The organism is Rhizomicrobium sp. (assembly GCF_056722145.1).
The window spans coordinates 1-14,561 of sequence record NZ_JBWZET010000231.1 but is presented as its reverse complement, the minus strand read 5'-3'; the positions used below and the strand labels follow the sequence as shown (position 1 = coordinate 14,561).

At 63.3% G+C, this 14,561-nt stretch carries 12 protein-coding genes; 7 read left to right on the top strand and 5 right to left on the bottom strand.

Annotation, left to right across the window (positions count from 1 at the left end; genetic code table 11):
- Together AC1P6P_RS12565 and AC1P6P_RS12560 are read left to right on the top strand one after the other, a co-directional pair.
- A partial coding sequence (locus AC1P6P_RS12565; RefSeq protein ID WP_481402784.1) for an O-acetylhomoserine aminocarboxypropyltransferase/cysteine synthase family protein occupies window positions 1-1,104 on the top strand: 1,104 nt, incomplete at its 5' end.
- Window positions 1,105-1,225: 121 nt separating this feature from the next.
- On the top strand, window positions 1,226-2,116 hold the full coding sequence (locus AC1P6P_RS12560; RefSeq protein ID WP_481402783.1) for a glycosyltransferase family protein: 891 nt from the start codon (window positions 1,226-1,228) through the stop codon (window positions 2,114-2,116).
- Here the strand turns inward: AC1P6P_RS12560 and AC1P6P_RS12555 are convergent.
- Entirely contained in the window at window positions 2,094-2,981 is an 888-nt protein-coding gene (locus AC1P6P_RS12555) for a polysaccharide pyruvyl transferase family protein (protein ID WP_481402782.1), read from the bottom strand. The genes AC1P6P_RS12560 and AC1P6P_RS12555 overlap by 23 nt on opposite strands.
- A gap of 242 nt (window positions 2,982-3,223) precedes the next feature.
- On the opposite strand from AC1P6P_RS12555, the gene AC1P6P_RS12550 reads away from it, so the two are divergent.
- On the top strand, window positions 3,224-3,430 hold the full coding sequence (locus AC1P6P_RS12550; protein WP_481402781.1) for a hypothetical protein: 207 nt from the start codon (window positions 3,224-3,226) through the stop codon (window positions 3,428-3,430).
- Window positions 3,431-3,443: 13 nt separating this feature from the next.
- Entirely contained in the window at window positions 3,444-3,797 is a 354-nt protein-coding gene (locus tag AC1P6P_RS12545) for a hypothetical protein (RefSeq protein WP_481402780.1), read from the top strand.
- Between the two features lie 7 nt (window positions 3,798-3,804).
- On the opposite strand, the gene AC1P6P_RS12540 is transcribed toward AC1P6P_RS12545, so the two are convergent.
- Together AC1P6P_RS12540 and AC1P6P_RS12535 are read right to left on the bottom strand one after the other, a co-directional pair.
- A complete protein-coding gene (locus AC1P6P_RS12540; protein WP_481402779.1) occupies window positions 3,805-5,799 on the bottom strand; it encodes a sulfotransferase in 1,995 nt (664 codons plus the stop codon).
- Between the two features lie 168 nt (window positions 5,800-5,967).
- The gene (locus AC1P6P_RS12535; protein ID WP_481402778.1) at window positions 5,968-8,679 is read right to left on the bottom strand and encodes a TonB-dependent receptor plug domain-containing protein; all 2,712 of its coding nucleotides are present in this window, start codon (window positions 8,677-8,679) and stop codon (window positions 5,968-5,970) included.
- Between the two features lie 590 nt (window positions 8,680-9,269).
- Here AC1P6P_RS12535 and AC1P6P_RS12530 point away from each other — a divergent pair.
- Together AC1P6P_RS12530 and AC1P6P_RS12525 are read left to right on the top strand one after the other, a co-directional pair.
- The gene (locus tag AC1P6P_RS12530; protein WP_481402777.1) at window positions 9,270-9,602 is read left to right on the top strand and encodes a DUF2934 domain-containing protein; all 333 of its coding nucleotides are present in this window, start codon (window positions 9,270-9,272) and stop codon (window positions 9,600-9,602) included.
- A 122-nt stretch (window positions 9,603-9,724) separates the two neighbouring features.
- Window positions 9,725-11,524, top strand: coding sequence for an ATP-binding cassette domain-containing protein (locus tag AC1P6P_RS12525; protein ID WP_481402776.1), 1,800 nt, complete (start codon window positions 9,725-9,727; stop codon window positions 11,522-11,524).
- Window positions 11,525-11,697: 173 nt separating this feature from the next.
- Here AC1P6P_RS12525 and AC1P6P_RS12520 read toward each other — a convergent pair whose 3' ends face one another.
- Complete coding sequence (locus AC1P6P_RS12520) at window positions 11,698-13,737, bottom strand: S9 family peptidase (RefSeq protein WP_481402775.1); 2,040 nt, start codon at window positions 13,735-13,737, stop codon at window positions 11,698-11,700.
- A gap of 115 nt (window positions 13,738-13,852) precedes the next feature.
- On the opposite strand from AC1P6P_RS12520, the gene AC1P6P_RS12515 reads away from it, so the two are divergent.
- Window positions 13,853-14,080 carry a hypothetical protein gene (locus tag AC1P6P_RS12515; RefSeq protein WP_481402774.1) on the top strand — a complete coding sequence of 76 codons (228 nt, stop codon included), beginning with the start codon at window positions 13,853-13,855 and terminating at the stop codon, window positions 14,078-14,080.
- 110 nt (window positions 14,081-14,190) lie between these two features.
- Here AC1P6P_RS12515 and AC1P6P_RS12510 read toward each other — a convergent pair whose 3' ends face one another.
- Complete coding sequence (locus tag AC1P6P_RS12510) at window positions 14,191-14,349, bottom strand: hypothetical protein (RefSeq protein WP_481402773.1); 159 nt, start codon at window positions 14,347-14,349, stop codon at window positions 14,191-14,193.
- Between the last annotated feature and the right edge of the window lie 212 nt (window positions 14,350-14,561).

Below are 14,561 nucleotides of genomic sequence, written 5' to 3'. Positions count from 1 at the left end.
TCGCGCATCATGAACCCGACCAACGATGTGCTCGAACAGCGCGCGGCGGCGCTCGAAGGCGGCGTCGCGGCGTTGGCGGTCGGATCGGGCCATGCGGCGCAGCATCTGGCGCTCTACACCCTGCTCGGGCCGGGTGACGACATCGTTGCCGGGCGCCAGCTTTACGGCGGCACCGTCAATCAGTTCAATCACGCCTTCAAGAAATACGGCTGGGGCGTGAAATGGGCGGATTCGACCAAGCCCGAAACCTTCAAGCCGCTGATCGGGCCGAACACCAAGGCGATCTATGTCGAATCCATCGCCAATCCCGGCGGCGTCATCACCGATCTCGAGCCGATCGCCAAGATCGCGCACGACGCCGGCATTCCCTTGATCGTCGACAACACGCTGGCGACGCCGTACCTGATCCGCCCGATCGAATGGGGCGCCGACATCGTGTTGCATTCGGCGACGAAATTCCTCGGCGGGCATGGCAATTCGATCGCCGGCGTCATCGTCGATAGCGGCAAATTCCCGTGGAACAACGGCAAATTCCCGACCCTGACCGAACCCAACGGCTCCTATCACGGTCTCAAGATCTGGGACACGTTCGGCGCCATCTCGTTCATCCTGGCGACGCGCGTGCTGGGCTTGCGCGATCTCGGGCCGGCACTGTCGCCGTTCAACGCCTTCCTGATTTTGACCGGCATCGAGACGCTGCCGCTCCGGCTGCAGAAGCATTCCGAAAACGCCCTCGCGGTGGCCAAGTGGCTGCAGGCGCATCCGCAGGTGTCGTGGGTGAACTACGCCGGCCTCGAAGGCGATGCCAATTACGCCCGTTACAAGAAATACAGCCCCAAGGGTGCCGGCAGCGTGTTTACCTTCGGCGTCAAAGGCGGTTTCGAGGCCGGCAAGAAGCTGGTGAACGCGGTGAAGCTGTTCAGCCATCTCGCCAACATCGGCGACACCCGCAGCCTCATCATTCATCCCGCTTCCACGACGCACAGCCAGCTCTCGAAACAGGAACTGATCGAAGCGGGCGCTACCGAAGATACCGTGCGCGTGTCGATCGGATTGGAAGATGTCGCCGACATCATCGCTGACCTGGAACAGGGCCTCGCCTGATATCCGTATTCTTCCTCGCAAGCGTGGGTGCTTCACGTGCCCATGCTCCTTTTTTGTTACGGCTTCGGCTGCAACGAGGCGGCAGCCACATCGTTTTGTTTGGCGATATTGGGAGCCGGCCGTGAAGCTTTTCTACTGCGACGTGCCGGCCGGAAATTTCGGCGACGATCTCAACACCTGGCTGTGGCCGCGGCTGCTGCCGGGCGCGTTCGAAGGCACGGTGCGGTTCACGCCGCTCGAAAATACCGCCGTTGATCGCAATGATCCCCGCGACACGCTGTTCGTGGGCATCGGCACCTTGATCCACGACAAAGTCCCGGCCGGCGGGCGCAAGCTCGTGTTCGGCAGCGGCTGCGATGGCGCCCGTTTGCCGGCACTGGACGCGCAGTGGGACATACAATGCGTGCGCGGACCGTTGACGGCCTCGGCGCTCCGGCTGGAGGAGGCGCTGGCGATTGCCGATCCGGCCATCCTGGTGCGGCTGTTTCCACCGGCGGCGTCGGACATGTTGCATCGCGTTTCGTTCATGCCGCACTGGTGTCAGGCGCAATCGGGAGCGTGGCAGAAGATCTGCGCCTCCGTCGGCATCACCTTCATCGACCCGCGCTGGCCGCCGTTCCAGGTTTTGCAGGCCATCGCCGCCACCGGCACGCTGATTTCGGAAGCCCTGCACGGCGCCATCGTCGCCGACGCATTGCGGGTGCCGTGGATCGCGGTGTCGTCGCGCCATCACATCCAGGATTTTAAATGGCGCGACTGGTGCGCCTCGATCGGCGTCGCCTATCAGCCGGTCTCCATTCCGGCGATCTGGACGCCGGCTCCGGGTTTGCGTGGCCGCGCCGTGACGGCAGCGAAAATGGCCTATGGCGCCTCGGTCCTGACCCGCCTCGGCCATCGCAGCCGGCTGTCGGACGATGCGGTGATGGAGCGGCTGACCGACCGCCTGGTGGGCGCACTGCAATCCTTCGCGCGCCGCCGCGATGTCGCCGTCAATCTGGTGCCGCAGTACTGAGCCTCAGCCCGCGAGTCTTGCAGAAACCGTCCAGCGTCTTGAGCAGTCGCGCGATCCGCTCGTCGAGCACGCCATCGGCGCTGAGCTGCGGCCGTCCGGTGCGCGCCAGCCAGCTCAATGTCATCGCCGCCTGAATCTGCTTGGCGCCGTTGATCGCCCGGCCGAAGCGCGGCCGCGGCCGCCAGAAGGTCGGCACCGCCGCGGGCGCGTAGGCCAGTCCCACCGAGCCGCACCAGTCCTGCCATTTGAAATCGAGAATGGTGTGTTTCGACGACACCGCGATCCACGGCACCCGCAGCGCGTCGGCGACGATGGCACCGTGCAGGGCTTCGGTGATCAGCAGCTCGGTGGCGCCGATGGCCGCGATCACGTCGGCGGGCGTGCCGCGCGGATCGATGTAGTGGATGCCGGTGAGGCGGCAGACGCGATCCCAGTCGCCCGATTCCGCCATCTCCCAATGCGGAATGAACGAAATGCGATGGCGTTTGCCCGCCGTTCGCGGCAGCAGGCGTACCAGCACGGCCGGATCGGTGATCGCCTTCTCCGGCGCCAGTCCGAGCTTGGCGGCGGTCAGCGGTCCGCGTACGCAGTGAAAATGCCAGCGGGAATCGCGGTCGGGCAGGGCGCCATAACCGAAGCCGCTGCCGAACACCTGCTTCACCGCGGAGGCGGGCAGCTCGCGGCGGATCAGGGTGCCGATGCCGACGAACAGCTCTTCGGCCGGATCGCAGTCGATGGCGTGCGCGTCCTTGGGCCGGTATTCCACCGTACCGTCGAACGCATCAGGCAGCAGGCGTGGCCACAAATAGGTGTTGAGGTCGTCGCCGAAATTGCCGCCGGGAATGCGGCAGTAGAACAATTTCATAGGGTTATGGGCGAATCTTGAGAGGAGATTAGAGGTTAGCCGGTGCGCCCTAAGGGCACTCAAGCGTTTTTCGCCCGCCCGCTGAAGTTGAGTAAGGGACATTGAGAGTAACGCGCAGGGCACATCGATTGCCAGATTGCAAGCATTTACCCTTATTGAACACTCTGTGCCAAACAATCACATTGCTATTACATACTCACGCCGTATGAAGACATCCAGGGATTCTGATCGGGGCAATACCTATGCGGTTACGGGCGCAGATCATCGTCGACATCGACGCGGATGATTATGTCGAGGCCGCCGAGCATCAAAGCACGCTGCAGCGCTATCTCACCGAAATCCAGGCCCGCTATCCCAGCGCCAGCCTGAGCATGCGCGAACGGCGCGAGCGCCGGCATGACGGATTGACGGTGCATGCGTCCGAACCCGCACGCGCCGAGCCGCGCTGAGGACTGATCGGCCATGGCGGACGCGGGCCCATGCGCAAGGCTGTTGGCGCTGATCGAAGCGATGCGGCTGTCGAGCCGTGACGTGTCGCTGCCCGGTGTCGTGCTGTTCCTTCATGTCTGCGAGCGCGACGGCATTTCCATCAAGGATCTGGTCTACCTGTCCGGCTATGGCGAGAGCCTGGTGTCGCGCGCCGTCGACCGGTTGCGCGGCGTCGATGCGGTGGGCAAACTCGTCGATCTGGGCGGCGCGCTGGTGTCGGTCGCCCGCCATCCCGAAGACGGCCGCCGCCGCCTGGTATTCCTCACCGACGCCGGCAAGGCGCTGAAGGCCCGCGTCGAGCAGGCCTTGAGCGGCCGCGCCGCCTGACGGGGGTTCAATTCCCGGCGAGCCCGTCGAACAGCGGCTGCAGGTGTTTTTCGTAACGCTTCCAGCGCCCGATCGAGGAGCTGTAAATCGGCTGACGGACTTGGGCCAGGCTCGCGGTACGCACGCTGCGGTCGGTCTTGTGGAATTCCAGGCAGTGCGGATCCCAGTCGAGGCCACAGAAGGCGAGCAGCCGCCGCGCTTCGTCTTCGCAATTGGCGATGATGTCCTCGTACTGGACTTCGAGGAAGGCGCTTGCCGGCAGGACGTTGCGCCAGTGCGCCATCAGCGCCTCGTAAGCGCGGTAATAGCGGCCGAGTTCGGCGAGATCGTAGGTGAAACGGAAGGTCGCCGGCGGAAACAGCGAAAAGCAGGAAACGCAGGTATCGCGCGGATCGCGCTTGACGTGGATGATGCGGGCATTCGGCAGCACCAGGTGGATCAGCCCGGCGAAGCGGAAATTTTCCGGCCGCTTGTCGGTGATGTGCCGCGTCTCCGGTGCCTTGGGCCGCACCTTGTCGACATAGAGGCTGCCGAGGCGTTTCAGTTCGTCGGCGCCGAGTTTCGCAACGTCGAACGGCAGCGGCTCGGGGTCGTAGGTGCCGACCACGCCGAGGCCGAACTCGGTCAGCTCGTCGCCGCCGAACACCTGCGGATGACTGGCGAGAATCTGCTCCACCAAGGTGGTGCCTGAGCGCGGCATGCCGATGATGAAGATCGGCATCGGCGACGGGTTGCCGAGCCCGGATTTTTCGCGGATCAGGTCCGCCGTGAACGTGGCGGCCATCTCGCTGAGCACGCCCAGTTCCTTGTCCTCTTTGTAGGCCGAGATCGGCCGCCAGAGGCGGTTGCCTTCGAGTAATTCGGCGAAGGCGTCGTCGTATTGTTTGAGGTCGGATTTCACCTTGTAGCGGATGAAATGGAGCACCGCCTGCTGGCCTTTGAGCAGCGGCGCCATGTTCTTTGTCACCTCATCAATCAGCGGAATCTGCGGATCACCATCACGAAAGGTTTTGCTTTCGGCGAGATAACGATGGCACTCGACCGACAGGGGATCGAGTTCTAGACCGCGTTCGAAGTCTTTGCGCGCCTCGTCGATCCGGCCCAGGCACATCTTGGTATAGCCGGATCCGATGATGGCTGTTACGGACTCCGGCTCGAGGCCGAGCGCGCAGTCGAATTGCTTGAGGGCGTCGTCGGAGCAGCCGAGAAAATTCAGCGAATTGCCCATGTTGCAGTAGGTTAGCACCAGCGAGCTGTTGAGGGCGAGCGCCTTTCGGTAGTAGGCAATGGCCTCTTCGTGGCGGGCGGCGAGGGCGAGGAATAGACCGTAATTGTTGTGCGCCGCCGGTGAATCCGGCGCGCTGTCGAGCGCCTGTTTGTAGAGGTCGAGCGCTTCCTGTTTACGATCGGCGGCGGCGAGGCCGTTGCACAGCGCGTAGAGCACGTCCAAATCGTTGGGATTGAGTTTGCGCACGGCATTGAAATCGGCGACCGCCTCGTCGTGCCGTTCGAGCTGCATCAGCGACTGGCCGCGCTGGTAGCGGGCCTGTCCGTGGCCGGGCTGGATCGCAACGGCCTTGTCGAACGCCGCAACCGCCTCAGCGTGGCGGCCGAGTTCGCGATAGGCCATGCCCATGTTGAAATGGGCGGTGACGTAGTCCGGCTTGATGGCGACGGCATCGGCGAACGTGGCGATCGCGTCTTCGTGGCGCTTCAGCCGGAGATAGGCGAAGCCCAGGTTGCTCAGCACCGCCACATTGTCGGAAGCCGAGGTGGCTGCGCGGGAAAGAAATGCGACCGCTGCCGGCGCGCGATTGGTCTGAAGCAGCAAAAGGCCCAGGCCATGCAGGGATTCGGCGTGATTGGGATCGACTTTGAGCGCGGCGCGGTAGTGATGTTCGGCCTCGTTGACCCGGCCTTCGCGGTGGAATGCCTGGGCCGCCTCCGAATGCATCGCCGCAGCTGCGGCGGATTTGGGATCGACCAATATCGTTTTTGGCATCAGCGGGTGTCCATTCCATGCTCGGCCGGTACGGCGCCGTCGCCGTGCCGCGAAAGAAGCGCGCGATTATACGGAGAGGTGCTTGGCCGCCAAGGGCGGTGAGTGGGAAGGGACAAAGAAAAAGGGCCGCAGATCGCTCTGCGGCCCCGAACTCATCCGGCGAAAGATTTACAGCTTCGCCTTGACCTTTAAGAAGAAGTAACGGCCGACGAAGTCGTACTGGTTGCTGACAGTCTGAACGTAGCCGTCTTTCGCCAGCGGCGGGTTTTTGTCGAACACGTTGTCGATGCCGAACACGGCTTCGTAGTTCTTATACGGAACCGTGACCGTCAGGTCGGAGAAGAACAACGCCGGGATGCGGTGGCCGACGGTCGTCGCGCCGACGGTGTCAACGGTCTGACCGACGAACTGCTCATCCCACGAGAAGGTGAGCACATCCGGAACATCCAACGAGACCGTCATGAACGCCTTCCACTTCGGCAGGGCGGTCGAGACGGCGCCGGTGGTCCACAGACCGGCATATTCCTGAGCGTCGACCACGTTGCTGTTCATGAACGTCGTGCGCAGGTTGGTCTGCAGGGTCGAGCCGTCGGGCAGGCCCAACGGAGCGGCGATCGCATCCGTGGCGTAGTTGACGCCGAAGTCGATGCCGTCAGTGGTGTTTTCGCCGAGGTTGATGAACGGCTCGTAGTAACCGGTCAGCTGGCCGGTGGCCGAACGCTGCGTGAACAGGGCGCAGGAGCCCGCATCCGCGCTCACGTAGCAGTCATAGAGCCCCTGGTCGACCGACTTCTGCGAAATCAGGTTCTTGATCTTGATGTTGTAGTAGTCGGCGGAGATCGACAGGTTGGGGATCAGGTCATCCGGCGTTAGCACGATGCCGAGGTTGTACTGGATCGAGGTTTCGGGCTTCAGATGCGCATTGCCCTGCCAGATCGCCGTCAACTGCGGCAGCTTCTGTGCGAAGGTCGCCGAATTGTAGGTGAGGCCGGCAGCCGCGAAGCTCGCCTGGCACTTGGCCAGGACGCTGCCCGTCGGCATACCGGAGGCGGCCGCATCGCAAGGATCGGTGAAGCCGTCGGCGCTGGCGGTATCGCCGAGATACATTTCGTGGCCAACCTGCGGTGCCCGGAAGCCGGTGCCAAAGTCGCCGCGGAAGCGGGCCCAGTCAGTGAACGCCCAGTTGGCGCTGGCCTTGTAGACGAACGCATCGCCGAAGTTGTTGTAGTGCGAATAGCGGGCCGCGAGGTCGACCGACAGATCCTTCGCCAAAGTAGCGTTCTTGGCCAACGGGATCTTCGCTTCGCCGTACAGTTCGTTGATGTGATACTGACCGTGGGTTTCCTTGGAGTTGCTTTCCGCGTTGTCGCCGGACTGCGAGATCGCATCCGGGACGTTCAGCACATATTCACTGCGCCAGTCGTAGCCGACGGCGACGCCGATCTTGCCGGCGCCGAACGGATCGACCGGCAGTTCGCCGGCCAAGTCGGCATAGGCGATCTGCTGGACGTACTTCGACATCGCGCTCGAAGTGAAGCGAACATAGGCGGCCTGAGCCGGCGTCATCGAGCCGGTGCCGTAAAGGGTCACGCTGCCGCAACCGGTCGGGGCGCCGGCACCGCACGGGATGTCGCCAATCAACTCATGCATATGCGTGATGTTGACCGCATTGTGTTCGTAGTCGTTGCCGTCGGATTCGCCGTACATATACGCGGCGTCCCACGTCCAATCGCCGAACACCTTGCCCTTGAAGCCCATGCGCTCCTGATAGGTGTTGACGTTGTCGCCGAAGATGCGGTCGCCGACTTCGAACAACCGCTTGTACATGATGAGGTCTTCACCATAGGGGTTGTTCGGGTTGGTCGCCGGAATGCTGGTACCGGTGAGGTACTTGGCGGTCGTATAGAACGTGCCGATCGGCTCCGGATTCAGCTGGGCCGACGATTTGCGGTTGGTGAAATACGATTCCGCGAAGAACGTCACGTCGTTCGACAAGTTGTATTCGGCGGTCAGGTTCGCGTTGATCACGGACCGGCCCTGGATGAGGTCGGGCTCGAGACCGGTGTTGAACGTCTTGCCGTCCCAGTCGGTCAGGCCGCCGCTCGGCGTGCCCATCTGGTACCCGCTCGATCCGCTGGCGGTGTAGAACAGTCCCTGCGGAATAGCGTAGGAGACCGCGTACTTGCCGTGCGACCAGCTGCGGGTCGATTCGCGAATCGGGTCTTCCGAGTAGTATTCGAGGCCGATAAGGATGTTGCCCTTATCGTTGGACAGACCGAAGGTCGTCGAGATCTGCTTGGTGAAATGGTCGCCACGGGCAGAGATGCCGCCGCCGGCGGTCACTTCGAGACCGTTGAAGTCCTTGCGGGTGATGATGTTGATCACGCCGCCGATCGCGTCCGCGCCGTAGATCGGCGAGGCACCGTCCTTCAGCACTTCGAGGCGTTCGATCATCGACACTGGAACGTTCGACAAGTCCTGGCCCTGACCACCATTGACGAAGGTCTCGACCATGCGCTGGCCGTTGATCAGGATGAGGGTGCGGTTCGAACCGAGCGCGCGAAGGTCGACGGTGGAGATACCGCCGGGCGAGATCGAGTTCTGGTCGTTCGAGCCCTGTTGGCCCATTTCCGGCAGCTTGTTCAGGACCTGTTCAAGCGTGACGGTCTTGCTCTTGGTGATGTCGTCCGAAGAGACGATCGACAGCGGAGCGGCCGAAAGGGCTTCGGTGGCCGAAGTCGCGATGCGCGAGCCGGTCACAATGACCGTTTCGGAGCTATCGGCAGCAACGGCGGGCGAAATGCTCAGAACCGCAACGGCGGCTGCTCCGAGGAGCAGGCTGGAACTGAAGTTTCGCAGGTTGCTTGTTTTGTTTGACACTGGTTTTACCCCCTTGTTCGCAACGGCAAATTCCCTTGGCCTTTAGGCAGAGCGGGACACCGCAAAGTGCCGCCTGCACAGGCAAGGACGGATGTTGAGCAAGAGTGCCCGAAGGGGGGGGTGATCGGGCTAAAGACGTTTGCGTTAGGGCAATAAAATAACTATGACAAATTGGCAAAATAGCAAAGTGTTAGCTAAATGCACATCAAGTGCGCGTCGGAACATCGTAGTTAATTCAACGGGATCGGTGCCGCACCGGGCCGTACCTGCGATCGCGTTTTAACCGCTAGGTTGCTGATTTTTCATAGCCTCTTGGCTTTACACGGGTGTGACAAGGGAAGCCCCCTATAGTGTCGCCGCGGCAATTTCGGATCGCTGCAAGCCCCCTCAATGCATGAAATTTAGTTTGTTTACGGTGGTTTCTGCTCATTTTGTATGCGTGGCAAAAACATCTCAATCCCGCGGAAAGTGAGGCAGGCGTAACCTTTGCTCGGGCGAACTTGGGCCGCGCCCCAAAACTAGCCTGCCTCGGGATCGTCGTCCTGGCAGAGGCGTTTAGCTGCCGAAGAGCGATTCCAAAGGTGGCAGAGATGGACCGGGAACAACGTATCCGTGAGCGCGCGCATAGCATTTGGGAAGAAGAGGGCCGCCCACACGGTAGGCAGGCACAGCACTGGCAGCGCGCGTGTGACGAGATCGAGCATGAGAACCGCGGCCGTGACGAGACGCCGGCGAGCGCCAAAAAGTCGGGCAGCACCGCCCAGGACGCCAATGTCGGCAGTTCAGGCCTGGTGGGCGCCGACGACACCGGCGCCGGCACGCCGGACGCGATGGGCGTCGATGACCTCGGCGTCACCGGGCCGCTCAACGATCCCAAGGCGGATCGGCCGTCGACGGGTCGCAGCAAACTGGTCGGCACCTAGATGTCCTTCGAGACGCCCTTTGGCCCTCTCCCTGAGGAGTTCTTACGTCTCGAAGGGCGAGGGCCAAAGGGCTCCTCAGGATGAGGTTTTCATTTGGACTGCCGTTGCTCTAAACGGTGGCCATGCCCGCACCGCTTCTCAGTCTTCAAGACATTCATCTGACCATCGGCACCACGCCGCTGCTGGACGGCGCCGAATTGTTCGTCGAACCCGGCGAACGCTTATGCGTGGTCGGCCGCAACGGCTCGGGCAAGTCGACCTTGCTGAAAATCGCCGCCGGCATGCTTGAGCCGGATGGCGGCCGCCGCTTTGCCCAGCCCGACGCTACCATCCGCTACCTGCCGCAGGAGCCCGATCTCAGCGGCTATGCCGATACGTTCGCCTATGTGGCCGGAGGTCTGGCGCCGGGCGACGATGTTTCCCGCGCGCATTATCTCATCGGCATGCTGGGTCTCAGCGGCGACGAGCCGATCGACTCGCTGTCGGGCGGGCAGGCGCGGCGGGCCGCTTTGGCGCGCGTGCTGGCGCCGAAACCCGACATCCTGCTGCTCGACGAGCCGACCAACCATCTCGATCTGCCGGCCATCGAATGGCTGGAAAGCGAATTGTCCGCCATGAGCGGCGCACTTGTCCTGATCAGCCATGACCGGCGCTTTCTCGCCAGGCTGTCGCGCGCCACCATCTGGCTCGATCGTGGCAAGACCATGCGTCTCGATCGCGGCTTTGCCGGCTTCGAGGGATGGCGCGACCAGATGCTCGAAGAAGAAGAGCGCGACCGCCAGAAGCTGAACCGCAAGATCGTCGCCGAGGAACATTGGGTCCGCTACGGCGTCACTGCGCGGCGCAAACGCAACGTCCGCCGCATGGCGCTGCTCGGCGAGCTTCGCCGTGAACACCGTGAGGCGCGCCGCCAACTTGGAAACGTCAGCTTCACCGTGACCGAAGCGGGCAACGCCGGCACGCGCGTGATCGAGGCACGCGGGATTTCGAAAAGCTATGGCGACAAGCCGGTTGTAGCGGACTTCTCGACTCGCATCTTAAGAGGCGACAGGATCGGCGTGGTCGGTTCCAATGGCGCCGGCAAGACGACTCTGCTCAATCTTCTGACCAAGCGGCTGGAACCTGACACCGGTGAGGTCATTCAAGGCACCAACCTCGCGCTGGTGACGCTCGATCAAAGCCGCGCCCTGCTCGATGGCCAGGCCAGTCTCAAGGACGAACTCACCGGCGGCCGCGGCGACTATGTGGAAGTCGGTGGCCAGCGCCGCCACGTCATGAGCTACATGCAGGATTTCCTGTTCCTGCCCGAGCAGGCCGGCACCCCGGTGGAAGTTCTGTCGGGCGGCGAGCGGGCGCGACTGCTTTTGGCCAAGGCGCTTGCCAAGCCGGGCAATCTGCTGGTGCTCGACGAACCGACCAACGACCTCGATCTCGAAACCCTCGACCTCCTCGAAGAGCTGATCGATGACTATCCCGGCACTGTGCTGCTGGTCAGCCATGACCGCGATTTTCTCGACCGCACCGTCACCGCGCTGATCTATGCCGAGGGTGACGGCGGGTTCACCGAATATGCCGGTGGCTACACCGATATGGTGGCCCAGCGCGGCGGCGGCGTCGAAGCGGCGCGGTCGGAGGCGAAAAAGTCCGCCCCCAAAGAGCGCGTCAAGGCCGATGCGCCGCGCCGCAAGCTGACGTTCAAAGATCAGCACGCGCTCGAAAAGCTGCCCGGCGAAATGGACAAGCTGTCGAAGGAAATCGAACGCCTGCACGCCGAACTCGCCGATCCCACGCTTTATGCCAAGGACCCGGCACGGGTAACGACCCTCTCCAACCGCCTCACCGCCGCCGAAGCCGAACGCACCGCCGCCGAAGACCGCTGGCTGGAACTGGAAGCCCTGCGCGAAGAAGTGGAGGGGAAGTAGATTTTACAGCCCCCGCGGGCGCAAAGTCCTTTCCACTTGCACAAAGACCGTGGGGGAAGTGCCCGAAGGGCAAAGGGGGCTCCAGAGAGCAAGCCCCCTTCGGCGCTGTCGCGCCACTTCCCCCACGGTCTCCGTGCCGGTGGCCAGAAATTTGCGCCCGCGGGGGCAGGAATCTACTTTGTCCACTTCCCCAGCCAGCCGAGCACTTCGTCGTGCCACTGGACGGAGTTTTGTGGCTTCAACACCCAGTGGTTCTCGTCCGGGAAGTAGAGGAACTTCGACGGGATGCCGCGGCGCTGCAGCAGGGTGAAGGCGCCGATGCCCTGGGTGTCGGGGATGCGATAATCGCGGCCGCCGTGCACGATCAGCATCGGCTTCGACCAGTTGTTGACCGCCATGAACGGATTGAACTGGTCGTAGTTCTGCGGCACGTCGGTGACCATGCCGCCGCGCTCCCACTCGTCGAACCAGAGCTCTTCGGTGGAGAATCCCATCGACCGCGCATCGACTTCGCCGTCGTGGCTGACAAAGCACTTGAACGGCGCGTTCCAGTTGCCGGCGATCCAGTTGACCATGAAGCCGCCGTAGGACGCCCCCAGCGCGCACATCCGATTGCCGTCGGCGAATTTGTATTTGTCGAGCGCGAAGGCGAGGCCCTTCTGCAGGTCCTCAAGCGGCCGGTCGCCCCAGTGGCGGCTGATGGCATCTGTGAAGGTTTGGCCGTAACCCGTTGATCCGTGGAAGTCGATCATGATCGCGACATAGCCGGCGCCGGCATAGACCTGTGGGTTCCAGCGGTAATGGAATTCGTTCGCCATCGAGCCTTGCGGCCCGCCGTGGATCAGGAACGCGACCGGGTATTTCTTGCTCGGATCGAAATTCGCCGGCTTGACGAGATAGCCGTAGACGGTTTCGCCGTTCCAGCCGGTGAACGAGAACTGCTCGGCCTTGCCCATCTCGACGCCCTTGAGCGCTTCGGCATCGACGTCGGTCAGCTTCGTCGCCTTGCCGCCATAGGGCTGGGCATAGAGCTGGGCCGGGCCGAGGATGTTGTCCTGGGCAAAGACGATGCCGCTCGGCGACACGTCGAAGGCGCCGACGTGGCCGCGTCCGGTCAGGGGCGTGACCTTGCCCGAGGCCGGATCGATCGCGAACACGCGGTGCTGGCCGAGATCGTCGCTGGTCACCAGCAGCCGCTTGCCGTCGCGCGACCACACCGGCGCATCGGCCGAGCGGTCCCAGGCGGGGGCGACTTCGCGGGTCTCGCCGGTCGCCACATTGCGCAGCATCACGGCGAAGCGGTCGGCTTCGAAGCCGGGGCGCTTCATGGCGGTGTAGGCCAGCCATTTGCCGTCGGGCGAGAACGCCGGCGCGGCGTCCCAGGCCTTGTTGGCGGCGGTGAGGTTTTCGGGCGCCTTGGAGCCGTCCAGCGGCACCGCGAACAGGTCGAAATTGGTGCTCCACGGCTCGGTGGTGCCGGCGACGCGGGCCGAGAACACCAGCGTTTTTCCATCGGGCGAAATCGTGAAGTCGCCATCGCCGCCGAACGGCTTGGTCGGCGCGTCGCCGTCGAAGTGGGGCATCAGCGCGACGGGAGCAGCGGCTGCGTTCAGCGCCACCGCGAAGAGATGGTTTTGGGTGCCGTCGGCCCATTCGTCCCAATGGCGGATGAAAAGGTGGTCGTAGACCCGGCCGCTGGTCTTGGCGTCGGCCATGGCCTTTTTGCGCGCCACGGTGCAGGCGAGGTCGGGGCAATCGGGGAACACCGCTTGCGCGATCACCAGCGTCTTGCCGTCCGGCGTCAGGCGGAAGGTGCCGACGTCGAGACCGGTATGGGTGACCTGGGTCGCGCTCTCGCCCTTCAGATCGGTGCGAAACACCTGATCGACGCCGCCGGCCCGCCCCGAGAGGAAATAAATGGAACCGTCCGGCGCCCAGCGGCCGTTGGAAGCGCCGCCGTCCGATGCTTTAAGGCGGCGCGAGGCGTGGGTCTTGAGATCCACCACCCAAAGCGAGTGGCTCGACTTGTTCGCGTCATAGTCGACCGTGCGCAGGTCATAGAGGGCATAGCGCCCGTCCGGCGACACATGCGGATCGTCGAGCCGGTCCATGCTGGCCATCAGCTTGGCGGTGAAGGGGGCGGCGGGGGCGGCAAAGCTGAGGGCGGCGGCGCCCAAAAGCAGGGCGGCGGCGATGCGCGAAAGGCGGGACATGTGCTAATCCGTGAAGCGGCGACGGGGCCGGACCATATCCGCAGCCGCGCGCTTGTACGAGTGGCCCAATTGTACCAGGAATTCGCGGCGATCACGCCGCCGTGAGGAGCGTGTGATGCGATCGATGCGAGTCTACAGCCGCCGGGTCTACCACAACACCATCACGTTTGGCGTAGCGCTGGTGGCGGCGGGCGTCGCCGTCCTGCTCGCCGACATCTGGCTGCTCACCGCCGCCGCCCCGATCGTGCGCGCCATCGTCGGCGTGGCGGACTTCTTCCTCGACTTCTTCGGCCTCTCCTACATCCTCGCCGGCTTCTGGGGCATGGCGAAAGCAAAGAAATAACCCTTTCTGCCCCCGCGTCCTCCTTTTACTGCCCCCGCGGGCGAGGTGATCTCTTCACGCGCACATAGACCGTGGGGGAAGTGTCGCGTAGCGACGAAGGGGGCTCCCCCTCACGCCGCGTCGTTGGCGATCAGGCCCAAGCTCTGCCGGCGCACCAGCGCAGCATAATAGCCGCGCTGCTTCAACAACTCCGCATGCGAACCGATTTCCGATATGCGGCCCTGTTGCAGCACGATGATGCGGTCGGCATTGGTCATCGCTTTGCGCATTTCCCGCGCGCGGCCGGGCGTCTTGGTTTCGCAATAGGCCAGGAAGTGCCCCCTTCGGCGCTTCGCGCCACTTCCCCCACTTCGCCTTTTCGCGGTGCTGTGCACGCCGAAAACGCTCGCGGGGGCAGAATTATGCCCTTTCTGCCCCCGCGTCCTCCTTTTACTGCCCCCGCGGGCGAGGTGATCTCTTCACGCGCACATAGACCGTGGGG